Genomic DNA, 23,518 nt, shown 5'->3' with positions numbered 1-23,518 from the left:
GAACATGATGCCATACACTTTACGCGTCATCGTCGTTGACTGGCGCCACTCGGTTCGTTTTGTCCGGTATGTCCTGGCATGGGTACTTCTGAGTCTTTCCGGATGTCTCGTGGGTCCCGACTACCGGCCGCCGTCCGTTGACGTGCCGAGTGATTGGAATGTGATGACGTTAAACGGTGACAGCACGGCGGTCCCGATTTCGTCGCATGCGGTTCCTGACGCCGCCTGGTGGCAGGCGTTTGAAAATGAGGAACTTTCCAGGTTTATTACCCTAGCCGTCGAGAACAATCATGACCTGCGACAGGCGAGCTTTCGTGTCATGGAAGGCCGGGCGCTGACAATCGCGGCTGGCGCAGGGCTCTATCCTCAGGTCAATGTCAATGGTTCTTACAGTCGGAACCGACGTTCTGAGACCATCTTGGTCGGTCCTACCGGAGGTGCGCCAGAAGGGTTTGCGCCGCCTGGAGCCAATTTCGATGTCTGGAATGCGTTGCTGGATTTGCGGTGGGAGTTAGACCTATGGGGGCGAATACGACGTGGCTTGGAGGCCGTTGAGGCTGAGGCCGAGGCCTTGGAAATGGAGCGACGGGGCATTGTCCTCACGCTCATCAGTGATGTTGGTGAATCGTATTTTCGGCTGCGGGAGCTTGATGAACAGATTGAAATCGCTGAAACAAACCTCGCCCTTCGGCAAGATTCATTGAACTTGCTCCTGACACGGGCAGAGGCAGGCCTGATCTCCGACCTTGATGTGAGACGGGCCGAAATTTTAGTGGCGGAAAGTGCGGCGCAAATTCCGGAACTTCGCAGGCAACGGGCTGCGCAAGTTCACCATCTTGAAGTCTTGACCGGCTCTCCCCCCGACGCATTAGCTCTTCCACGAAAACCGCTGCGGGATGTCGTGACACAACCGGAAATTCCCGTGGGTCTTCCCGCGGACCTGTTAGCGCGCCGGCCCGATATCGTGCAGGTTGAACATTCATTGATGGCTGCCAATGCCAGGATTGGTGAAGCGAGAGCGTACTTTTTCCCCTCCCTGAGCATCACGGGAAATGGTGGGTTTCAGACGAGTGAGTTTGATCGATGGTTTAACTGGGCCAGTCGATCGATGGCTATTGGTCCATCCATCACGCTTCCCATATTCCTCGGAAAGACGAACGTTGCTCGACTCGAAATTGCCGAAGTTCGGTATGAACAAATGCTCCAACAATACCACCAGACGATTTTAAACGCGTTTCGTGAAGTATCGGATCTTCTGGTGGCTTTGCAAACGCGGGCTGAACAACTCAAATACCAAGGCCGTCAGGTGGCAGCGGCTCAAGATGCGCGCGCTTTGGCTGAGATTCGCTATCGAAAAGGCCTCGTGACATACCTCGATGTGCTGGATGCCCAGCGCAGTGTCTTGACGGCGGAACAATCACTGGTTTCCACTGAACGGGCCCGCTTGACGGAAATGGTGGCTCTGTTCAAAGCCGTGGGGGGAGGGTGGGATGTCGGCGAGCCACGAGGGATGGCGAGGCGGAATTGATGAACGCTTCAAGATGATTCATGGGTGGAGTTTTTTCGTATGCCTATTTTCTTTTTCACTATTCTTATAACTTTTTTCCCGGTTGGCCTTTTTCCTTCATGGAATGGCTTGGTTGGTCCCTCTAGCCTGGCCCTATCTGAGGAGCACGAAACCCAGAGCGATATGGTCTTGCTTCCGGCCGGAGTGTTTGAAATGGGGACTGCTAATCCACAATCGGGTGCTGACGAACGTCCCCGGCATATGGTTTCGCTGAACGCGTTTTATTTGGATAAGTATGAAGTCACCAATCGGGAATTCCGAAAATTCGTGACACGACACAAGTTCAAAACTTCCGCAGAGAAACTAGGAAAGGCCTGGGTGTATGTGGAGGATGAGCAATGGACAGAAGAAGCCGGGGCATGGTGGAAAAAGCCTGAGGGAAGGCAAAGTGTGTTTGCCACCAGACGGGGGAGTCATCCCGTCGTAATGATTTCATGGGATGACGCCAAAGCCTATTGTGAAGGAGTAGGAAAACGTTTGCCGACTGAGGCGGAATGGGAATATGCCTCAAGAGCTGGTTCCTCAACCAATGCCTGGTTGGCCACGACAGATTCGAGATCAACAATAGTCGGGAATGTCGCCGACATTTCCCACAAGAACGAATTTCCTAATAGACCATGGCCAATTCTTGAGGGCTACAATGACCATTGGGTCAGGACGGCTCCAGTCGGTTCTTTTGAAGCGAATGCCTGGGGATTGCATGACATGATCGGGAACGCGTGGGAATGGGTCGCTGATTGGTATTCAGAAGATTATTACTCGCGCAGTCCCAGGAAGAATCCCAATGGCCCTCCTGAAGGACATTTTAAGGTACTACGGGGAGGTTCCTGGGCGACATCTCCAGAGTTTGTCGGCACTGGCGTTCGTATCTTTAACTTACGCACTTCCCGTAATGCGGCACATGGCGTGCGGTGTGCGAAAGATTTGGAATAGCCAGAATGGCTGGCGAAACTCACTGCGAAGAATCGACACAACTGACGATCAGGTGAGTGACAAGATGACGCGAGCCATATTGGGTTACGCCGTCCCGGCCTTGCCTTCCTCGGCTTCACCAAGGACTTGGGAAAACCGGTTTCCGATGATCGTGGTGACCTTGCCCATGATTTCTGTGAGTTCTTTCCATTCTTCGGGTTTCAGTTCTTCTTTAAGATTGGGGTGGAGACCCCATTTCGTGCTGACTTTCTGTCCTTCTCGTTGAACGACCACGTTTAAAATTTCTGTTTCGTCTGCCGGTTCAGCAGGTTGAGAAGATGAGTGTCCCGGATTCGTTCCTCCACTGGTAGCCATACTATGTTCCCTTCTTGCATGCGCGTTAAAAGACTGAATGATCGTACTGGCTCCTGGGACAACAGGCTTGGTGTCCTTGTATCGCTTTTGAACCTTGGATAGAGTCTACATGAAGAGCCATTCAGCCGTAAAATCAGGTGACCGTGAGTCCGTCTATTTTAGAGATGTTTGGAACCAATCAATTGAACCGTGGAGGGTGAACGCTCATGAAATGGGATAGACCAGCGTTTTGGAAAAACATCACGATGAACGATTTAGCCAGGAACTTTTTTGAAGGACTGCTCATTTTGGTCCCATTAGTCGTGACCATCTCAGTCGCCTTCTTTGTGTTCGAGACGATCGACGGGTGGTTGAATATCCCTATTCCGGGAGTAGGATTCGTGGTGACGGTCAGTCTCATCGTGTTGACGGGACGATTCGCTTCCAATGTGTTTGTCCAGAAAGTCTTTGACTTTGTCGAACGTGTGCTCACGAAAGCGCCATTCATCAAATTGCTCTATATGTCTATCAAGGACTTGATTGCCGCATTTATGGGTGAAAAAAAACGGTTTGATCAACCCGTGATCGTCACGTTAATGCCTGATGGTCATGCGGAGGCCGTGGGCTTTGTCACCAGGAGCAATATGGAATTTTTAGGGTTGCTCGATCATGTAGCCGTGTACTTTCCGCAATCGTATAACTTTGCGGGCAATCTACTGGTTTTTCCCAAGGACCAAGTCCGGCCCCTGGATGCCGATAGTTCAGATGTCATGGCGTTCATCGTGTCAGGTGGAGTCTCTGGAGGACCACAAATGGAGGGGCTCTCTTCACTGTGACCGATACCCGGAAGTGGATTCAATTTCAGCGGTGGTGATGCCGAATGATGAATAGCTATTCTATATGGTAGAATAAGTACTCATCAATTAGAATTAGTATTCAAGTATGTCGGTAATGGACCAACGTACCAAGCGGAAACTGCGGGAGGTTGAGGCGCGGAGAGCCGAAATTCTGTGCGCAGCCGAGCGTCTTTTTTCGAAGCACGGATTTTTTAAGACGAATATGGCGGAAATCGCCAATGCGGCACAATTCGCGATGGGAACAGTCTATAAGATCTTTGAGAGTAAAGAAGAGATTTATATTTCCCTCATGGAGTCGAAGGTTGAAGAACTCATGCGGTTGATCCATGAACGAATCGCACGAGCGGAGACGACGGTAGAGAAAATTCGTGGCATAATCCAAGTAAAGCTCGCGTTTGCCGACTGCAATCGAGACTTTTTTCGCATTTATGTCTCGGAATGGGGTGGGTTTGAATGGACCGTGAAGAGCGCGTTCGGGGATCGGGTTTGGAGGTGTTACCTTGCGCAAATTACGCTGGTGGCGGATCTCGTTCGCGAAGGGATTCGCAAGGGTGAGTTCCAGCGTGTTGACCCAGAGTCGGCCTCACTGGCCTTTCACGGGATGTTAAATGCCACGATATACGTCTGGATTCTTCAAGTAAGCCCCCAGGAGTCGCTTGCCAGTAAGGGCCAACTGTTGGGGAATTTATTTCTCAACGGGATTGAAAATCCTGTCAAGGAAACGTGAGTTGAACGCTTTGATTAAGAATATTTCCCAGTGGCTCCTCCTCGCTATGTTCGCGACACATGTCGCAGCTTGTAGTGAACAGCAGGCTGCCGCGCCACCTCAAGGACGTCCACCTTCACCTGTTCGTGTCGTGCCTGTTGTCACACAAGAGGTGCAACGATCCGTGAATCTCGTGGGCACGGTCGAGCCTTGGCGCCGAAGCGTCGTGGCCAGCGAAATTGGCGGACTGGTTCATGCCTTTCCTGTGGAGGAAGGCATGTTCGTGAAGCGTGGCCAAATCCTCGCCCGTCTTCGGACGGATGCGCTGGATATTCGGCTGGACTCGGCAGAAGCTTCACATCGTGAAGCGTTCACGCGTTATCGGCAGGCCACGAAAGACTTGAAACGTATCAAGGTACTGTTCGAAAAAGAATTAGTGACCCAAAAAGAATATGACGATGCGATTACTGAAGAAGCGGCTTTGCGGCAACGGCTGGTTCAGTTAAAAACAGAAATCCATCAGGTTCGGGATCAGTTGAAAAAATCGCGTATCGTGGCCCCGTTTGACGGTTGGATTACTCAGGAGTTTACGGAAGTGGGTCAGTGGGTCGCGGCGGGCGGGCAAGTGGTTGAGATCGTCGATCTCTCCCGTGTGCAGGTCGAGGTCCCGCTCCCGGAACGGTACGTGAAAGACGTTCGCGTCAATGATCCTGTCACAGCGGTGTTCGATGGATTGCCGGGGCTTCGTATGGCGGGGCGTGTGTTTTCGGTCGTCGCGCAGGCCGACCGATCCGCTCGCACCTTCCCGATCAAAGTCGAAATCCCGAACCCAGGGTTGAAGATGAAAAGTGGAATGGTGTCTCGAGTGACTCTAAAGGTGGGAGCACCTTTTCAAGCTGTGGTCGTTCCCAAAGATGCGTTGGTGCTGCGAGGGGGAACAGAGTTTGTCTTCGTGGTTCATGAAGGAACGGTCTCCCAAGTCCCAGTGAAGCCGGAGCTCCACATGGATGAAGGGGTGCAAGTCGTGGGAGAGATTCACGAGGGGATGACCGTTGTGGTCGAAGGAAATGAGCGGCTTCGTCCTGGGCAACCCGTCAGAATTCTGGAGACTCAAGGATAACGCCATGCCGCTCGTTCGATTTGCGATTCAGAATCCGGTGACCACGACGGTAGGGGTACTTCTTGTGGTGCTGTTTGGTCTTGTGGCGCTCTACGAATTACCCGTGCAACTGACTCCCGATGTGACGAAGACCGAAATAACGGTCGATACCCGGTGGCAAGGGGCCAGCCCGAATGAGGTCGAACGCGAAATCGTCGATGAACAAGAAGAGCAACTCAAAGGTGTCGAGGGGCTCGAAAAAATGTTTTCGGAGAGTTCGAACGGGAATGGGAAAGTGATTTTACGCTTTCCCGCCGGAACCAACATCGATAGTTCTCTTCTGCGCGTGTCGAATCGATTGAATCAAGTGAAGGAATATCCGATCGAAGTTGATGAGCCGGTCATTAGCAGCACGGATACCGCAGGTTCGGCTATTGGCTGGTTCATATTTGAGCCGTTATCGGATAATCCCGTCAACATCGATACGATGCGGGATTTTGCGGAAGACCTGATTAAAGCGCGGTTCGAACGGGTGCCTGGAGTGGCCGCTTCGAATGTGTACGGCGGCCGGGAGCGGGAAATTCAAGTCGTCGTGGACCCGAATAAATTGGCGGCACGTTCCTTGACGATGCTGCAACTGGCCCAAGCCCTCGATGAAGAAAATCGGGATTTTAGCGCTGGTGATTTTGACGAAGGTAAGCGAACCTATGTCGTTCGTACGGTCGGGGAATATCAGAGTCCTGAACATATTGAAAATGTCATCATCACCCGCCGAGCCGGGATACCTATCTATGTCCGGGACGTGGCCTCGGTCAAATTGGGGTATAAAGATGCCGAGGGCATTGTGAGACAGTCAGGACGTCCCTGCATTGCGGTCAATGCGCTGGGAGAAACGGGAGCGAATGTCTTGGAAACCATGGTGGGACTTCGTGAGGCAGTACAAGCCTTGAACGAAGAAATTTTGAATCCACGAGGGTTCACACTCTATCAGGTTTATGATGAAACCGATTATATCTACAGTTCACTCTCCCTCGTTCAGCAAAATTTGATCGTGGGTAGCCTCCTGGCGATTGCCATCCTGTATTTGTTCCTCCGCACGGGCAGCACGACGTTGGTGATCGGGTTAGCGATACCCATCAGCATTATGGGAACGTTTATCGCGCTCTGGATGCTCGGTCGAAACCTCAATGTCATCAGTTTGGCCGGGATGACGTTTGCTGCGGGGATGTTGGTCGATAACTCGATCGTCGTGTTGGAGAACGTGTATCGCCACCGCGAAATGGGAAAGACGCTGTTTCAAGCCGCCTATGACGGGACGGTCGAAGTCTGGGGCGCCGTACTGGCAAGCACGCTCACCACGATCGCCGTGTTTATCCCCATCGTATTCCTCAAGGAGCAGGCGGGCGAGTTGTTTCAGGATATCGCTATTGCGATCAGTGCTGGTGTGGGGTTGAGTTTGCTGGTATCCATGACGGTGATCCCGAGTCTGTCTGCCAGGATTCTGAGCACGGCGAAGAAGGCCGGAGAGGAACGCACGTCATCGTCCGTTCGAGGCAGAACGAGCCGGATCTTCGAAGTGATTGATTCGGGTATCTCACGAATGGGAATCAGTTCTGATCGATTTGCTGATTTGATTCATTGGATCTGTGTCCAACAAAGTCGTCGAGTCTTCACGGTGGTGGTCCTCACGAGTTTGGCGATTGGCTTAACGGTGCTTCTTTTCCCCAAAGCTGAATATTTGCCGAATGGCAATCGCAATTTGGTGATGGGCATTCTGCTTCCGCCTGCCGGGTATAATACCGATGAATTTGTGAGAGTAGGACAGGCCGTTGAAGGCGTGTTGAGGCCTTACTGGGAAGCCAAGCCGGGTTCGCCTGAAGAGGCTGCGCTTGATGGCCCGAGTGTTCGAAACTTCTTTTTTGTCGCGAGAGGACGGATGGTGTTCATGGGGGGACGGACCAATCAGGATGAGCTGGCAGCAGAGCTCATCCCGGTCTTTCGCCGGGCCACGGCGGACTTGCCCGGCGTGTTTGGCATTATTACGCAGCGAAGCTTATTCCAGCGTGGTCTTGGTGAAGGTCGTAACATCGACATTGAGATTACTGGCCCTGAACTCGAAACGTTAATTGCTTTGGGCGGGCAGATTTTTGGCATGACGAATCAGCTTCTTCCTGATGCGCAGATACGGCCAAAGCCGAGTCTCGATCTCGGAAGTCCGGAAATCCATGTCACGCTTAAACGGGATCGCGCAGCCGATGTGCAAATGACGAATCGCGAAGTCGGGTTTACGGTCAATGCGCTGGTGGATGGGGCCAAGGCGAGCGACTACCAATTTGAGGGCGATGAAATCGACTTGACGGTCAGAGGAGAAGACCAATATTCGAGCCGTACGCAGGACCTTGAGACTATCCCAATCTTCACCAAAGGCGGAAAATTGACGACGCTTGGCGCGATTGCTGACGTGAATCTCGTTTCAGGGCCTGAACAGATCAATCATATCGAACGAGAACGATCGATCGTGATTCAAGTTATTCCAGACTCGGAGATGCCACTGGAAACGGCCATGAATCTGATTCAAAAGAAAGTCATCACTCCACTGCAACAGAGCGGCCAGGTTGGTCGGCTTTATCATATTCATTTGTCGGGCACAGCGGACGATCTGACAAAAACGTATGAGGCTCTGAAGTGGAACCTGCTCATGGCCTTAATTATCACTTACCTGCTTATGGCTGCCTTATTTGAGAGCTTTCTCTATCCGTTTATCATCATCTTTAGCGTACCGTTGGCAGCGGCCGGCGGTTTTATGGGATTATCCTTAGTGAACCTCTTCGTGATCTATCAGCCCTTAGATGTGCTGACCATGCTTGGATTCATCATTCTTATCGGAGTCGTCGTCAATAACGCGATTCTGGTCGTTCATCAAGCGTTAAATTTTATGAAGCCTCGAAACGAGGAGCATGCTTTGTCTTCAGAGACACATCCAGCCCAGGGTCTGTCAGTCCAAGATGCCATTCGAGAATCGGTGCGTTCTCGCGTACGGCCGATCATGATGAGTGTGTTGACGACAACGTTCGGGTTGCTTCCTCTTGTCTTGTCTTCTGGAGCGGGGTCAGAGCTGTATCGTGGTATCGGGAGCGTGGTGCTCGGTGGATTGATCATGTCGACGGCATTTACGTTGTTTGTCGTGCCTGCATTGTTTAGTATCGTCATCGAGTTCAAGCAGCAACGGCAACATCGAGTGGTCGCACCACCAGTCGTTGCAGATGTCAAGCTCTAACCTCTTGCATGTCGTCATGGTTATGATCAGGCAGGCTATCCTTCTATGAACCTGTTCAAGCAGCATTTGTCAGATACCTTGCGCCCACGGCCATGGCTCTGGATGGCCACAGGCGTTGTATTGGTGATGTGGCTCGGCGTTCACGCTGCGCAGGCAGAGTCGGGAAACAACGAGACAAGCGAGACCAAGGAACGTCCGCCAGAATTGCGTCTGAGCCTTCGTGGAGCGATGAACGCCGCGGTCGATAAAAATCCGACGGTTCAATTATACAAGGAGCAGGTCACTCAGGCCGAGTATGTCGCCGATACGAATTTTGGCGCGTTGCTTCCGAATTTATCAGGTCGGGTCAGTGGAGCGCGGCGAAAGTTTTTCCTTGGTTCATTCGGTGGCTCGCCTTCAGTATCGAAGCCCATAGATTTCTATGAGGCCAGGGCATCATTGACGCAAAATATTTTTAGTTTGAGCTTGATTCAACGTTGGCGTGCAGCGAAGACCGGCGTCGAGGTCGCGAATTTGGACTCCGAAGTCACTGAACGCGACACCATGGCGACGGTGGGCTTGGTGTACCTTGAATCGCTTCGCGCTCAAAAAGCCGTCCATGCCCGGGAAGCCGATGTGAAATTGAATAAGGAATTGCTCCGTTTGGCCGCCGAGCGAAAGTCGGCGGGGATGGCCACGAGTCTGGATGTCACCAGGGCTCGTGTGCAATTAGAGAATGAACATCAACGGCTGCTCGTGGCTCGTAATGATCATAACCGTGCGAAGCTCAACCTGATTCGCGCCATTGGCTTGTCCTTCGATGTGCAGCTTATCTTGACCGACGAATTGACTGTGGTCCCAGTCCCCAAGCAAACGGAGAAAGAAGCTCTGCTGGTGGCCCAAGAGAATCGTGTTGAACTGCAGGCGCAAAAACGGCGAAAGCGGCTCGCGGCTCTCACGCTCAGCTCGGTCGTGAGTGAAAGGATTCCCAGCGTGGAGGCCTCTGGAGATGTTGGACTCATTGGAAATCAAGTTCCGAACGCGCTGACGACCGACAATGTCCAGGTCTTGATGAGGGTGCCCATTTTTGACGGAGGTCAACGAGAAGGCCGGATCTCTGAAAATCGCAGCTTAGTCCGTCAAGAAGCGATTCGAATGCAGGATCTTCAGTACCAGGTCATCCTCGAAGTGCGGGATGCCTTGCTCACCATTGAATCCGCGCAGCAACAAGTCGAAGTCGCGCAACTCGGGCTCAAGCTCTCACTCCAGGAACTCGACCTTGCGCGTGAGCGGTTTACGGTCGGGGTCGCCACGAACATTGAAGTCACGAACGCGCAGACCTCCGTCGCGCAAGCCCGAGATAATCTTATTGAAGCCCTGTTTACGTTCAATGCCGCCCGGGTGAACCTGGCGCGGGCACAAGGGCGCCTTCACGATTTATAGCCTGCTCGTTTTCTCATTCCAAACAGGATCATTCTGATGCTTACGCCACAGCTCAAACAGGAAATTCGTGCCGCCGCCCGCAAACGGCGGACCTTTGCGATCATTAGTCATCCAGACGCCGGCAAGACCACGTTGACGGAAAAGCTCCTGCTCTATTCCGGGATGTTGCGGACAGCGGGAATGGTCGGGGCCAGAAAAAGCGGGAAGCTCGCGGCTTCGGATTGGATGGAGATGGAACAAGAGCGCGGGATTTCTATCACCGCCTCAGCGATGCAATTCCCTTATAAAGGTACGATCATCAACGTGCTTGATACGCCCGGCCATCAAGATTTTTGTGAAGATACCTATCGAACGTTAACGGCTGCTGATAGTGCCATCATGGTTATCGACGCGGCCAAAGGTGTGGAAACTCAGACCAGGAAATTGTTCGAAGTCTGCCGGCTCCGAAGCATCCCGGTTCTGACCTTTATCAATAAAATGGACCTGCCAGGGCGTCCTCCGTTGGATTTGCTTTCGGAGGTCGAAGATGTCTTGGGTATTCATGCCAGCGCGATCAATTGGCCGGTCGGATCAGGGGCCGAGTTTCTTGGGGTCGTTGATAGAGGTCTGAGGCGGCTATTGCAATACACGAAGACGGCCTCTGCCGGTGCGGCAAAACCGATCGTGACAGAAGTGAGCATGGACGATGCCAAATTCGTTGAACATGTGCCTCTTCACCTCCGTGAACAGCTTGAACAGGATCTGGAATTATTGGATGTCGCGGGCAATCCGTTTTCAAAGGGCGCTTTTCAAGCTGGCGAAGTCACTCCAGCATTTTTCGGGTCGGCATTGACGAATTTTGGCGTGGAGACTTTCTTTGATGCTTTTGTCGATTTCGCTCCTTCCGCCGAGGGACGATCCGCCGATGCCCACGACGGAACAGAGATCACTGTGGATCCCGTGGAAACGCCGTTTAGCGCGTACGTCTTTAAGCTTCAAGCCAATATGAATCCCAGACATCGGGACAGCACGGCCTTTCTTCGCGTGTGCTCAGGACGGTTCGAACGCGACATGGTCGTGAAGCATCATCGTGAAAAGGGCGAGGTCCGGCTCTCGCGTCCGCACAGTATGATAGCGAAAGACCGAAACACGCTTGATGTCGCCTATCCGGGCGATGTCATCGGGATTATCAACCCGGGAGTCTTTCAGATCGGGGACACGATTTCCTTGACGGATGGGTTTAATTACAAACCGCTCCCTCAATTTCAGTCGGAGGTTTTTGCGCGTGTTCGACCGACCGACACGACAAAACGAAAAGCCTTTGATAAGGGTATTCAACAGTTGGCACTGGAAGGCGCGATTCAGATCTTTACCAGCCTTGACGGGTTGGAGTTCTTCGTCGGCGCGGTTGGCAAACTTCAGTTTGATGTGCTGGTCTTTCGACTGCGAAGCGAATACCGAGTGGAGACGCAATTGGATGTTCTGGGGTATGAGTCAAGCGCGTGGCTGGAAGGCGATGTCAACACGTTTAAAGCGCCCTCTGACGCAATGGTCGTGATCGATCAACGTGAGCGTCCTGTCGTTCTCTTCCGCTCGCCCTGGTCCAAAAACTTCGCCCGCGAACGCAATCCGGAGCATCAGCTTTTGGAGATGGGATAATCATGAGTTCTGCTTGGCAGAATGGCCATCTCATGTTGATAGTCGAATTCGGCATTTACGAGGGTCTATTCGGAAATCGAATTTCTTGAAGTAGCCCGACCATTTCCTGGTGGATGAGTCCATTGCTCGCGATCAGGTCTTGTCCGTAAATCGAGTACGGTTCTCCTTGATAATTGGTCACTTGCCCACCGGCTTCTTGAACGATGAGTTTCCCCGCTGCGGTATCCCACGGATTTAATTTCAATTCCCAGAAACCATCGAAGCGGCCACAGGCGATATAGCACAGGTCGATGGCGGCGGTTCCGGTTCTTCTCATGCCACGGGCACGCAGGGAGAAGGCACAGAATTCCTTGAGATTGTTATCGGCGACCGTATGGATGTCATAGGCGAATCCAGTGACGAGAAGCGCTTCGCTGAGAAGGGCGGTTGCCGAAACATGAATGGGAACGTTGTTCAAAGTCGAGCCCTGTCCTTTTTGAGCGACGAAGAGCTCATTGCGCGTCGGGTCAAAGACCACGCCGACCACGATTGCTCCCTCATATTCGACCCCGATCGAGACATTGTACATCGGAAAGCCATGGGCAAAGTTCGTGGTGCCATCCAGGGGGTCAATGATCCATTTGTAGGGATTCTCGCTGTGGGTTTGAAGGCCCTTTTCTTCTGCAAGAATCTGATGAGACGGGAACGTTGTGCGAATTTTTTCTACGATGACGCGTTCCGAGGCAAGATCCGCTTCAGTGAGGAGGTTGATGTCGGACTTTTTCTCAATCTCAAACCCTTTTTTCGCATAGTCTGTCAGGATTGAGCCACCGAGTTGAGCGGCTTCAATAGCGGTCTTGGAAAGTTCGTTAAGCTCAATAGAAGGGTGTTGCATCGTTCTTGTCCGAATTCATTCCCCAGTTTACAGAAGAATGGCATGAACTCCAAGGAATCGTGCTGGGGGTAGATCGATGTGCAGTGGGGAGTAGGAGGAAAACACGCCGGGAGCGGGGGGCCCCGCCCCCGGCGGTACTGCGGAGGGAATCGAGATTACTTCTTCTTGGTTTTGGCTTTCGCCTTTGGCTTCACAGTCGCAGCTTTCTTTTTGGGAGCGGCTTTCTTTTTCGTGGCCAAGGTATTCACCTCCTTTCACATTCTCCGGCTACGCATGGACTACGCGCCTAAACTCACACCGCGTGTGTGAGGGGCTGGTTTTCGCCCTCATGGCGAATAATGGCAAAGGTGTTAGGGGCGACCTTGCGAAATCGCCGGTCCCGTTTCAATGATGTGGCGACTGACGTCACAGGAGTCTTTCCGCGGATATGCATGCCGCCTTCCACGAGCCGTTGACAAAGTTCTTTGGCATGCATGGACCGTCTGGCTTCTTTCAAGATCATATGAACTGCGTCAGGAACGCTCATTCCCACGTATTTACTGCGGCCTAAAAGAATCTCGCGCGATTGGTCCGTGACATCCGTGTCCTGCGAGGGCAGTGCTCCCGTCTCGTCCGTAATGATCTGGCTCGAGAGACTCGCCAGCTTCGCTTTGTCCGCCTCGACACGATAGAGAGTTTTCGCCAACTCGATGTATTTCTCAATCGTTGCGATTTCTTCATTGAGTTGCTCCCGTTTTTTTCGTAGATCCCTGAGCTTTGATTCATAAACACTGATACGTTGTTCTAACCCAACGATGATATCTTTGAGTTCACCCTTTTCTTTACTGCCCTCCATCGGTAGATCCTCTCTAGCATCTATGGGTGATATTTATCATTGGTTTGAAGCAATGTCAATAAGAATTATTTAAAAGTAAGTTATATAAATTGCTTTCGTGAATCGGCTGAAAAAAATAGAGATATGACAGTTTCAAAATCATGTGGATCGTATTTCATTAATCAAAAATATAGAAGCCTATTGGTTGTAGGTAGCAAGTTTTCATACCACTGAATTTTGTAGGAATGATGAATCTAAAATTCTCAGGGAATGAAGCAATGGAAAATTGAAGAGCAAAAGGAGAAAAGTCAAAACAGGCGAGTTTGTGATTGTCCACAAGTCTAAGTGGGGAGGGGGCGGAAATGTATAGAAGACGGTACCATTTTGCCGTCAGCTTCTCATCATTGTATGATGATGGAAGCAGACAAGTTTGTCGTTCCTGATCTCGTGTCTATACCTAGCGAAAAATGACTATGATTAGTGAGCCGATAAAGATCCTGAACTCGACAAAGCCGGTTAACTTATCGGCGTTCGGTGAATCAAGTATGCAGTCCTTCGTCGCCACGTTGGGTTGGCCAAGGTACCGCGCCATTCAAATCCTGCGTTGGCTGTATCAAAAACGGTTACATGCCATCAGCGAGATGACAGATCTTTCTTTATCGAATCGTGAGCAGCTTCGGTCGGTGGCGATGATCTCGCGGGCCACAGGCGTCAGGATTCGAGAAGCGTTGGATGGAACGAAAAAGTTTCTTCTGGACTTGGAAGATGGGGCTCAAGTTGAAAGTGTGTTGATTCCTGAAGGCGATCGCCTGACCTTGTGTGTCTCGACGCAAGTTGGATGTACATTAGATTGTACCTTTTGTTTGACCGGGACAATGGGACTTACGCGAAACCTCAGGGCGCATGAAATCGTGGAGCAAGTCTTAGCGGTCCAAGATCGTCTCTCGGATACATCTCGTCTCACGTCTTTAGTCTTTATGGGAATGGGCGAACCGTTAGCGAATTTTGAGGATGTCTCTGCGGCGATTGAACGATTGACCAATAAGGAATGGGGACTCGGAATTTCACCACGTCGAATGACGTTGTCGACCGCGGGGCTAGCGCCGCGTCTGAAAGACGTTGCCTCACTCGGGGTCAATTTAGCGATTTCACTGAATGCAACCACCAATGCTCAGCGTGACCGAGTCATGCCAACGATCAATCGCCTTCATCCGCTCGCTGACCTGTTGCAAGCGTGTCGTGCATTTCCTCTGAAGCCAGGACGCCGGATTACCTTCGAGTATGTACTGTTGTCCGGAATCAATGACTCTCTCGAGGATGCCAGGCGTCTTCCAAGATTATTGAATGGCATCCGTTGCAAGATCAATCTTATCCCTTTTAATGAATTTCAGGGAAACGTCTATAAGCGTCCGCATGAACACGTGATCGAACGGTTTCAAGAAGTCTTGCAACGTTCCGGCTTTGATGTGTTTATTCGAAAAAGTCGGGGCGATGATGTTCTTGGCGCATGTGGACAGTTAGGTGTTCTGCCAACCGGAACTCGTGGTTGAGGGTAGAAAGGTTCGAAGGGCGATGAAGAAGAGTGATGTGCCATCAAGAATTCGCGAAAAGCATGTGGCTTTAGAGCAATGGTTTCAGGCCCAGGGCTCGACGATCGTCGCGTTTTCCGGTGGGATCGACAGCACGTTGGTTGCGAAGGCGGCCTATGATGCGTTAGGCAATCATGCGATCGCGGTCACGGCTGTTTCGCCGACATTCCCGGTCATTGAACTCGAACATGTGTATCGGCTAAGCGAAGAAATTGGAGTGAGATTGCAAGTTGTCGAGACGGACCAGCTCGAAATCGATGAATTTGTGAGAAACGATGCGTCTCGTTGTTTTCACTGTAAGACGGATTTGTACCAACTGCTTGAGAAAATCAAAAAAACACATGATGTGAAGATCATCGTTGATGGGACGAATGTGGATGATCTGGGAGATGATCGTCCCGGCATTCAAGCCGCTCGGTCGTTAGGGGTTCGAAGCCCACTCGTCGAATTGGGGTTTGGAAAAGATGATATTCGTAGGCTGGCGAAGTCGTTAGGTCTTTCAAATTGGGACAAGCCTGCGGCAGCTTGTCTGTCTTCTCGAATTCCTCGTGGGACTCCGATTACTCGAGTGGTGCTGTCGCGCGTGGAGCAGGCCGAGGCGTTGTTATTCCGGGAGGGATTTACCCAGGTGCGAGTGCGAGCCCATGAAGAGATCGCAAGGATTGAGACCTCTGGCTCGGAGCTTGCGTTATTTCAAGACAGTGCCCGCCGAACCCGGGTAGTCGAGAGGATCAAACGCCTGGGCTTTCAGTTTGTGACCGTGGATCTTGAAGGCTATCGTTTGGGAGGCACGAACATACGGTAGGCGTAACAACCAGTCATTGAGCCTTCTCGTTCTACCAATCGTTTTTCATCATTCGCACAGAGACCTGTTAAATTACTGCATTAGTTGGCTTGATGGTCCGAGACGGCTGTCAGGGCTTCTTGGGCAAGGCGTCGGTGATCATCATCCGTCAGGCTGCGACTCAGGATTTGTTCGGCCACTCGTAACGCTAAATCTGCTGTTTCGTTGCGGATGTCTTGAAGGGCCTTGCGTCGCTCTCGATCGATTTCTTGGGATGCCTCCGTCCTCAAGCGATCGGTTTCAACGCGGATGCGTTGTTGGTTCTCATCCAAAAGACGCTGGGTTTTGTCTCGCGCTTCGTTCAGTATGCCTTCCGCTTCTTTCGCCGCGTTCTGAAGCTTGGCCTCGTAAGTCTTTAAACGTTCTTCGGACTCTGTATGATTTTTTTCGGCCTGCTCGATACTATCGCGGATTTTCTTCTCTCGTGCTTCAAGCGTTTCCAGAATGGGAGGCAGTGCAAACTTATACAGAACCCAGAGGAGAATCCCGAATGAGATGAACTCCCAGAATATCAACGATGAAAAGAAATGGCTGTCAAATTGTGGCATGGCCTAACCCTTCATTATCCCTTGCCCATGATAATAAAGGCGATCACCAATCCGTAGAGGGCAATGGCCTCGACCAACGCGAACCCAATCCACATATATTTCCCGACTCGGGCTTCAGCTTCCGGCTGACGAGCGACGGCTTCGATCATTTTTCCAAAAATATACCCGATTCCGACTCCCGCGCCCGCAAATCCTGCGGCGGCAAGCCCCATTCCTAATAAAGCTGCTCCAGCAACATCCATCGTAGTGAACTCCTCCCGTTTTGGTAGGGGGTTAATGGTAAATTCGACGTATGCCTTTTCTTAATGAAGATGCATCGCATCTCCGATATACACACACGTCAATACTGTAAAAATATAGGCCTGAATAAAGGCAATCCCAAACTCTAATCCATATAACGCAATCGTAAACGAAAACGGAAGCCAGCCAATCAGGAATCCTCCCGCAATCGTGAGCCCGAAGAGCACGCCGAGAATAACGTGACCGGCTGTCATGTTGGCGAATAGCCGGACGGCCAGAGAAATGGGTCTCGCTAATTGGCTGATCAATTCAATCGGAATCATCAGGGGCAGGAGCCAACCTGGTGTGCCGGGTGGCACAAGAATTCCGAGAAACTTTCCACCATGAATGGAAAAACCGATTGCCAGACTTAACAGGTAGACGCCTACGGCGAAAACAGCCGTGACGACAAGTTGACTCGTGACTGTGTAGGACCCAGGAATCAATCCGAGAAGATTGCAAAAGAGTATGAAGAGAAACAGGGTGCTGATGAGCGGGAAATACCGCATGCCATCCTTGCCCATCGTATCCTCGATGATTCCTCTGATGAAATCCACTAAGATTTCAGCCAGGTTTTGGAGCTTCCCCGGGATGAGTGACCGGCTGGAGCCGGCCCTGAACAAGAACCAGATAATCAGAGCGACGACCACCCACATCACGACTGTCGCTTTGTTTAAGGAAATATCGAGTCCGAAAAGCGAGAGCGGAAGTATCGGGTGTAGTTCAAAGGCGTGTAACGGATCTTGCAAGAATATGCCTACAATTTAAGGATTACGAATGCCACCGTTGCGCTGTCCTGTACGCGTTTCGAATGCCAGCGATGAGACCCAGCATAAGCCCAACGACCAGGGCCCATGGTGTAGACGTTAACACATATGTGTCAACGAGCCAACCAAGTGCTCCCCCTACGATGAGAGAGGCTAGCAGGTCTGTACTGACCCTGACCGCCTGTCCCAACCCAGCAAACATTGGGTTCTGAGAAGGTGCCATTCTTTACGCACCGGCAAGCATAAGACCACGGAAGGAGCCGAATCTAAACAAAAAAACCTTGAATTTGTCAAGCGATGAGGCATAGAAAGACTTGTGAGTGGTGTGGCTGTTACTGGTTTTTATGAATCAGCTATGGTACCAATTACTTTATGAAGCGTTCCATCGCGTATACCAAGGGAATTTTAGGTGCGATACTGGCAATTTTGACAGTGTTTTCCGTGGTCGTGGGCGCTGAAACCGTTGATGATCTTCAGAATCTGACCACCGGGGTTGTACCCAGTATTTCTTACAAAGAACATGATCCATTCTCGAGTGGTCAACTCACTTCGGTGAGTCATATCGAATATGTCGTTCGAGTCAAGAATCAGACCGGTGATCCGATAGTGGGCGAATCTCTGGTCTTGGTTGTGGAAAAAATCATCGAACTGAGTGGGCATGATGTTTCAGACCGTATCCAGATTTCCGGAGCTGACGGATATACTTCAAGTGGAAGACCTTATTTCCACATTCCGGTCGGCGATAAAAAAGATTTAGATCCATTTGAAGAAAGCGAGCCAATCACGATCGCACTCGATAATCCAGATTACTTGCGATTTTTTCCGCCGACTCTCCAAGTTCGTGGGGAACCACGTGTCTCGTCAAAATCTGTGAAAGGCCTCCTGGACACACTCGTCAATAAAGGACTGCTAACCCCTAGCGAAGCTGCCGAAGCGCTTGAGTCTCCCACAAAGGCAGATCCGTGATCCATGAGGGGCATGTCATCGTCGAGTGCCTGGTCAACCAGGAGGTTCCTGCATGCCACCTCTGCAGAACCCTTAAGTCTTTCTGTCCCCTTACCCTGTGAATCCCCCTTTGAGCTTTACGTACGATTAACTGGATGTTCGCCTCCGTCTTTTTTATTGGAGAGTGGGGGAGAGAACCCGGCCATCGCTCGCTATTCGATCATCGGATGCGATCCCTACCGAACATTCTCAGCCAAAGAAAATCGGTATGAAGTGTGGAATAAAGATGGAACGATTTCTGGAAAGGGGGATACCTTTTCAGCCTTGACGGAGTTTTTCACGATATCGCCGTACAAACGGTCGCCACATCTCCCGCCATTTCTCGGCGGAGCCGTCGGATTTCTGAGTTATGACATGGTGCGTGGATTTGAGTGCTTGCCAAGTGAGGCGGTTGATGATCTTGATGTTCCTGATATGTGGTTTATGTTCGTGGAGCTCGCGGCTGTGCTCGACCATGTCGACCAAGCTCTTCATTTTATTTTTTCACCTGATCCCAGACGATGGCTCGGCGAGTCAAGAGATCAGCTCGTCAGAGAGGGAAAGTCCCGAATTCTGGAATGGCAAGAACGATTGCAGAGTGTTGTCGAATCTGTTGATCTGTCGCTAGATCGCCGGGCCGGAGTGCCCCGTATTCAAAGCCAGCAATCACGAAAAGACTATGTGCATCGAGTGCGAGAATGTCAGGATTTTATCGCTGCGGGGGATATTTATCAGGCCAATCTCTCTCATCGTTTTTCTGTCGATCTCACTCGACAAAAACCGTTTTCGCCACATGTTCAGGGTGCGCAGTGGTATCAGAAAATTCGTGAGGTCAATCCCTCGCCGTTTTCTGGACTGTTCTTGTTCGAGGACTACGCATTGGTCTCGAATTCTCCTGAACGCCTTGTTCGGTCGGAAGGGCAGCGCGTCGATATCCGGCCGATCGCTGGCACGCGACCACGTGGCTCGACTCTCACGGAGGATCGGCGATTCATCGAAGAGTTATTGGCAAGTCCGAAAGAACGTGCGGAGCATCTCATGCTTGTTGATCTCGCGCGCAATGATCTTGGTCGGGTATGCCGGTATGGCACCATCGCAGCGGATCAATTCATGAGGGTTGAACGGTATTCCCATGTCTCTCATCTTGTCTCAAATGTTGCTGGCCTCCTCCGAGAGGGGCTGACGGCTTTTGATGTCCTTCGGGCATCTTTTCCGGGCGGAACGATCACAGGAGTTCCCAAGGTTCATTGTATGGAGATCATCGAACGGTTAGAACCCGTTCGACGTGGCGTCTATACCGGTTCTCTCGGGTATATCAGCTGGTCTGGAGATATGGATATGAATATATTGATTCGTACACTTTTGTTGACGAAAGAGCGAGGATACCTTCAGGTTGGCGCAGGAATCGTCGCCGATTCAAATCCAGATCAAGAATATGATGAGACGGTTCATAAAGCACAAGCGTTTTTTCAGGCCTTCACTCAAAAAGACGCAGGCTGAAAACGTCATCTCACCCGGTCATGCATCCCAGGTCCAAGGCCAAAGCGTCTTCAGTGGAGAGGTCAATGAAGCCTGTACCTCCTGAATGGATTTATGTAAACGATCGGTTCGTGCCTCGCGCTCACGCCGTGATCTCGGTATTCGATCATGGTTTCTTGTATGGTGACGGCGTGTTTGAAACGTTGCGCGCCTATGACGGAAAGTTTTTTCAACTTGAAGCGCATATCGATCGCCTGCGCGAGTCTTGCGAGCGCATCGGGTTGGCGTTGCCGTTCCCTCAACGTCGATGGCCTGAGCTTTTGGCAGAGATATTGTCGCGGAATGAGTTGTCAGACGCATTGGTTCGGGTCACGATTTCCCGAGGGGTCGGGGAAATCGGATTGGACCCAGAGTTATGTCCACGCCCGACGGTTGTGATGATGGCGCGAATGGTAAGATCGGATACACGTACATGGCGTGAGCGTGGGGTCAGATTGACTCTGGTGAAGACCCGACGGAATCCTACTGCTGCGCAACCTCCCGCCGTCAAGGCCCTCAGCTTTTTGAATAATATTCTCGCTAAACATGAGGCGGATCAGGCTGGCGGCTTCGATGCCATCATGTTGAATATGGATGGATTCGTGACAGAATGCACGACGAGCAATATCTTTTTTGTTCATCAGAAACGACTGCATACGCCTTCCGTTGAATGTGGGATTCTTCGTGGGGTGACCCGCGATGTGGTATTGTCCTTAGCACGAGAAAACGGAATGAGTGTCCAGGAGGGAATTTTTAGTCCTGAGCAGCTTTTGCATGCAGAGGAATGTTTTATTACCAATACTGGACTGGAAGTCATGCCGGTATCAGAGATCCAAAATTGCTCCATTGGAACAGGCTTCCCAGGCGTGTGGACCATGAAAATTCATGAATTATTCCAGGCAAATCTCAGTCGTTTTCTCGATAGGGAATAGTGTCGCGATTTCTACTTCAATCGTAAGGGAAAGTGTTTAGCCTTTCCTGGACGATGAGAGCGACTATGAACTTTCCAGTTAAGGCCTTTATAGATTGGAAAATCTGACCTGAAATGTGCCCCGACACTATTTTTTCTCCATAATGCGGCTTCTGTCGTGCATCGCCCAACTGTGATCAGATTCCGTGTTTCCATGTTCGTCCGCGTTAGGGGGGATTGTTCCAGTGTTTGTTCCCACTGTTTGAGTTGCCGGACTGCCTGACGAAGGACGTCCCCATGACGAATTAGTCCTACCTTGGTCCACATTAAGCGACGAAGGGAATTTCGAAGTTTTTCTGCATCTTTGACCGGTCTCGACGGTGATCTGTGCTTGAGCCGGAATTCACGAATAGAGGGGTGCGAGGACGAGGAGCGTGTGGCGAATGTAACCGCGGCCTGTGCCGCGCGCAGACCAAATACCAATCCTTCGAGGAGAGAATTGCTGGCCAGGCGGTTTGCGCCATGTACGCCACTGCACGCCACTTCACCAGCTGCAAACAGCCCTGGTAAGGTCGTCGCCCCGTTGAGGTCGGTGTGTACCCCTCCCATCCAGTAATGCGCGCTGGGTGAGACAGGAATCCATTCTTCGGTAATATCGATATCGTACCGAAGGCAGGTGGTGTAAATAGTCGGAAAACGTTTTTTGATAAACCCTGCGCTGAGATGCGTGATGTCGAGATAGACATGCCGGGCCTTCGTGGCTTGCATTTCGGACCAGATGGCCCTGGCGACGATATCACGTGGAGCGAGTTCTTTGTCCTTGTGATACCGTTTCATGAAAAACTCCCGCTTGTTGTTCCTCAGCCGGCCACCTTCTCCTCGCATGGCTTCTGAAAGGAGGAAGGGAGGACTCGAGGGTAAATACAGCGCGGTAGGATGAAATTGGACAAATTCCATGTCTTCGAGTGCTGCCCCGGCTCTTAGAGCCATCGCCATGCCGTCGCCGGTGGCGCTGATCGGGTTAGTTGTGCGAGCATAGGCCTGTCCGGCCCCTCCAGTCGTCAGAACAGTCGAGGCCGCAAGGATGACTTTTAGCTGACCAGTCTGCTCTTCGAGGATGACAGCACCACAACACCGACCGTCAAGCACGACGAGGTCGATACTGAATTGATTGCCGATCCACTGAATGTTCGGTTGGAGCCGGGCATGAGTCGTGAGCACCCTGACCATCTCGCATCCGATTGCATCGCCTCCCGCGCGTAAAATCCGACGCCGGCTATGAGCGCCTTCATGAGCAAAAGCCAGTTTGCCTTTTACTTTGTCGAATTTAGCCCCCCATTCAAGGAGTTCTTCGATACGGGCTGGTCCTTCCTGAACAAGGGCTTTAGTCGCAGGCTTACGGCAAAGCTGGTGCCCGGCCTTCATCGTGTCCGTAAAATGAAGATCGACGTGGTCTTCCTCGCTTAACGCCACGGCGACGCCGCCTTGCGCGAAGAGTGTACTGTTTTCTTGTGGGCCGCCTTTGGCCACCATGAGAACTCGGCCATGATGACACAGTTCTAAGGCTGCCCGAATTCCCGCGACTCCGCTTCCGATGACGAGGAAGTCCGTCTCGATGATTTGCGTGACTTGCGGTGTGTGAGCGAGGGCCATAGATGATGAGGTGTAGCGTGGGCGTGAGTAAAAATACAGAAACGGAGGTTGAGAATCGACTAAGACATGGCTTGTCGGTCAGCCATGCCAAACGGTAAATTGCCTTCCACGCCACTGAGCAAAATGACGTGTGTTCCGCTCCAATGCAGTGTCCCATGGCCTCGTTCTTTTATGCTTTGTTTTTCAGGAGATTCTTTCCATTCTCCCTGCCATGAAACGAGGACAGAGATCAGATCGCCGTTAATGACCATTCGGTCGATCGAAAGATCTAACTCAATGCTGGAATAGGTCTCGAAGTCTCGCTGAACGCTTCGCTCCCACCGCTGGAGCGTCTCGAGCGGGAGAAGCAGGTCCTTGATCTTTTCCAGGTCTTGAGCGACATAAGCCTGTCGTAGCACGTTGACCGCTTCGACGATTCGTTCAAATCGTGCATGGCTTTCAGGATACCGAGGAGGATCAGAGGAGCAACTGATAAGAAATCCCGTCGAACTGAGGATGAGAAGAAGTAAGGACCATGCGCGTATCATCGTTGGTTCAGTCACGGCACATTATACCGAGCACGCGAGAGAAGAGGTCAAGTCGATTCGTGAAAAGATACAGAGTCGAAAGGTCCGATGAAGGCAATCCGGCCATCTGCATATTTCTTGACACCTTTTATGAGCCTGTGATACTTACCCTTCCTGTGTTCAACTCACAGGTTTTACGGTTGAAGTTTTAGGTTTCTCTGATACAATCGGGATAGTCCTTTTACTCCCTATGCGTCTGTAAGGAAAGAGTCTATGGCAAGCGTCGTCAAAAAGCGGAGAAAAAAAATGCGAAAACATAAGCATAAGAAACTCCGTCGTCGAATGAAATTTGCGCGTCGTCGGAATTAACGGCTCATCATTCTGAGCCATAGGGACATAT

Annotated in this window: 23 protein-coding genes; 14 read left to right on the top strand and 9 right to left on the bottom strand. The window is 51.4% G+C overall.

Features of this window, described 5'->3' with window-relative positions; genetic code table 11:
• Positions 1–4: 4 nt before the first annotated feature.
• A complete protein-coding gene (locus MRJ96_04010) occupies positions 5–1,528 on the top strand; it encodes an efflux transporter outer membrane subunit (GenBank protein ID MDR4500604.1) in 1,524 nt (507 codons plus the stop codon).
• A 39-nt stretch (positions 1,529–1,567) separates the two neighbouring features.
• Positions 1,568–2,500, top strand: coding sequence for a formylglycine-generating enzyme family protein (locus tag MRJ96_04005; protein ID MDR4500603.1), 933 nt, complete (start codon positions 1,568–1,570; stop codon positions 2,498–2,500).
• 84 nt (positions 2,501–2,584) lie between these two features.
• On the opposite strand, the gene MRJ96_04000 is transcribed toward MRJ96_04005, so the two are convergent.
• The gene (locus tag MRJ96_04000) at positions 2,585–2,854 is read right to left on the bottom strand and encodes a hypothetical protein (protein ID MDR4500602.1); all 270 of its coding nucleotides are present in this window, start codon (positions 2,852–2,854) and stop codon (positions 2,585–2,587) included.
• A 206-nt stretch (positions 2,855–3,060) separates the two neighbouring features.
• On the opposite strand from MRJ96_04000, the gene MRJ96_03995 reads away from it, so the two are divergent.
• The 6 genes from MRJ96_03995 to MRJ96_03970 all read left to right on the top strand — a co-directional run bounded on the left by MRJ96_03995 (position 3,061) and on the right by MRJ96_03970 (position 11,832).
• Complete coding sequence (locus tag MRJ96_03995) at positions 3,061–3,669, top strand: DUF502 domain-containing protein (protein MDR4500601.1); 609 nt, start codon at positions 3,061–3,063, stop codon at positions 3,667–3,669.
• Between the two features lie 115 nt (positions 3,670–3,784).
• The gene (locus MRJ96_03990) at positions 3,785–4,417 is read left to right on the top strand and encodes a TetR/AcrR family transcriptional regulator (protein ID MDR4500600.1); all 633 of its coding nucleotides are present in this window, start codon (positions 3,785–3,787) and stop codon (positions 4,415–4,417) included.
• A gap of 1 nt (position 4,418) precedes the next feature.
• Entirely contained in the window at positions 4,419–5,516 is a 1,098-nt protein-coding gene (locus tag MRJ96_03985) for an efflux RND transporter periplasmic adaptor subunit (GenBank protein MDR4500599.1), read from the top strand.
• 4 nt (positions 5,517–5,520) lie between these two features.
• Positions 5,521–8,772, top strand: coding sequence for an efflux RND transporter permease subunit (locus tag MRJ96_03980; GenBank protein MDR4500598.1), 3,252 nt, complete (start codon positions 5,521–5,523; stop codon positions 8,770–8,772).
• A gap of 45 nt (positions 8,773–8,817) precedes the next feature.
• Positions 8,818–10,194: a TolC family protein gene (locus MRJ96_03975; GenBank protein MDR4500597.1), complete on the top strand. Its 1,377-nt coding sequence runs from the start codon at positions 8,818–8,820 to the stop codon at positions 10,192–10,194.
• Positions 10,195–10,230: 36 nt separating this feature from the next.
• Complete coding sequence (locus MRJ96_03970; protein MDR4500596.1) at positions 10,231–11,832, top strand: peptide chain release factor 3; 1,602 nt, start codon at positions 10,231–10,233, stop codon at positions 11,830–11,832.
• A gap of 55 nt (positions 11,833–11,887) precedes the next feature.
• On the opposite strand, the gene MRJ96_03965 is transcribed toward MRJ96_03970, so the two are convergent.
• Positions 11,888–12,706 (bottom strand): inositol monophosphatase, encoded by an 819-nt coding sequence (locus MRJ96_03965; GenBank protein ID MDR4500595.1) that lies wholly within the window; start codon positions 12,704–12,706, stop codon positions 11,888–11,890.
• A gap of 292 nt (positions 12,707–12,998) precedes the next feature.
• On the bottom strand, positions 12,999–13,541 hold the full coding sequence (locus tag MRJ96_03960) for an HTH domain-containing protein (GenBank protein ID MDR4500594.1): 543 nt from the start codon (positions 13,539–13,541) through the stop codon (positions 12,999–13,001).
• Positions 13,542–14,065: 524 nt separating this feature from the next.
• Between MRJ96_03960 and rlmN the strand changes: the two genes are divergently transcribed.
• Positions 14,066–15,070, top strand: a complete 1,005-nt coding sequence (rlmN, locus tag MRJ96_03955; GenBank protein MDR4500593.1) for a 23S rRNA (adenine(2503)-C(2))-methyltransferase RlmN — start codon at positions 14,066–14,068, stop codon at positions 15,068–15,070.
• Between the two features lie 22 nt (positions 15,071–15,092).
• Complete coding sequence (gene larE, locus MRJ96_03950) at positions 15,093–15,914, top strand: ATP-dependent sacrificial sulfur transferase LarE (GenBank protein MDR4500592.1); 822 nt, start codon at positions 15,093–15,095, stop codon at positions 15,912–15,914.
• Positions 15,915–15,994: 80 nt separating this feature from the next.
• On the opposite strand, the gene atpF is transcribed toward larE, so the two are convergent.
• The 4 genes from atpF to MRJ96_03930 are packed head-to-tail and all read right to left on the bottom strand — an operon-like array spanning position 15,995 to position 17,770.
• On the bottom strand, positions 15,995–16,501 hold the full coding sequence (atpF, locus tag MRJ96_03945) for a F0F1 ATP synthase subunit B (GenBank protein MDR4500591.1): 507 nt from the start codon (positions 16,499–16,501) through the stop codon (positions 15,995–15,997).
• A 14-nt stretch (positions 16,502–16,515) separates the two neighbouring features.
• Positions 16,516–16,743, bottom strand: coding sequence for an ATP synthase F0 subunit C (atpE, locus tag MRJ96_03940; protein MDR4500590.1), 228 nt, complete (start codon positions 16,741–16,743; stop codon positions 16,516–16,518).
• Positions 16,744–16,803: 60 nt separating this feature from the next.
• Positions 16,804–17,529 carry a F0F1 ATP synthase subunit A gene (locus MRJ96_03935; GenBank protein ID MDR4500589.1) on the bottom strand — a complete coding sequence of 242 codons (726 nt, stop codon included), beginning with the start codon at positions 17,527–17,529 and terminating at the stop codon, positions 16,804–16,806.
• A gap of 22 nt (positions 17,530–17,551) precedes the next feature.
• Positions 17,552–17,770, bottom strand: a complete 219-nt coding sequence (locus tag MRJ96_03930; protein MDR4500588.1) for an AtpZ/AtpI family protein — start codon at positions 17,768–17,770, stop codon at positions 17,552–17,554.
• A gap of 149 nt (positions 17,771–17,919) precedes the next feature.
• Between MRJ96_03930 and MRJ96_03925 the strand changes: the two genes are divergently transcribed.
• From MRJ96_03925 to MRJ96_03915, 3 genes are all read left to right on the top strand, one after another.
• On the top strand, positions 17,920–18,513 hold the full coding sequence (locus MRJ96_03925) for a hypothetical protein (GenBank protein MDR4500587.1): 594 nt from the start codon (positions 17,920–17,922) through the stop codon (positions 18,511–18,513).
• A 12-nt stretch (positions 18,514–18,525) separates the two neighbouring features.
• Entirely contained in the window at positions 18,526–20,031 is a 1,506-nt protein-coding gene (locus tag MRJ96_03920; GenBank protein ID MDR4500586.1) for an anthranilate synthase component I family protein, read from the top strand.
• 65 nt (positions 20,032–20,096) lie between these two features.
• Positions 20,097–20,981 carry an aminotransferase class IV gene (locus tag MRJ96_03915; GenBank protein MDR4500585.1) on the top strand — a complete coding sequence of 295 codons (885 nt, stop codon included), beginning with the start codon at positions 20,097–20,099 and terminating at the stop codon, positions 20,979–20,981.
• A gap of 11 nt (positions 20,982–20,992) precedes the next feature.
• On the opposite strand, the gene nadB is transcribed toward MRJ96_03915, so the two are convergent.
• Together nadB and MRJ96_03905 are read right to left on the bottom strand one after the other, a co-directional pair.
• Positions 20,993–22,612 carry an L-aspartate oxidase gene (gene nadB / locus MRJ96_03910; GenBank protein ID MDR4500584.1) on the bottom strand — a complete coding sequence of 540 codons (1,620 nt, stop codon included), beginning with the start codon at positions 22,610–22,612 and terminating at the stop codon, positions 20,993–20,995.
• Positions 22,613–22,671: 59 nt separating this feature from the next.
• A complete protein-coding gene (locus tag MRJ96_03905) occupies positions 22,672–23,154 on the bottom strand; it encodes a hypothetical protein (GenBank protein ID MDR4500583.1) in 483 nt (160 codons plus the stop codon).
• A 237-nt stretch (positions 23,155–23,391) separates the two neighbouring features.
• Between MRJ96_03905 and MRJ96_03900 the strand changes: the two genes are divergently transcribed.
• Complete coding sequence (locus MRJ96_03900) at positions 23,392–23,487, top strand: AURKAIP1/COX24 domain-containing protein (GenBank protein MDR4500582.1); 96 nt, start codon at positions 23,392–23,394, stop codon at positions 23,485–23,487.
• Positions 23,488–23,518 lie beyond the last annotated feature (31 nt).

It is taken from the genome of Nitrospirales bacterium (genome assembly GCA_031315865.1).
Taxonomy (GTDB): Bacteria; Nitrospirota; Nitrospiria; order Nitrospirales; family UBA8639; genus JAGQKC01.
This window is presented reverse-complemented; position numbering and strand designations above follow the sequence as displayed.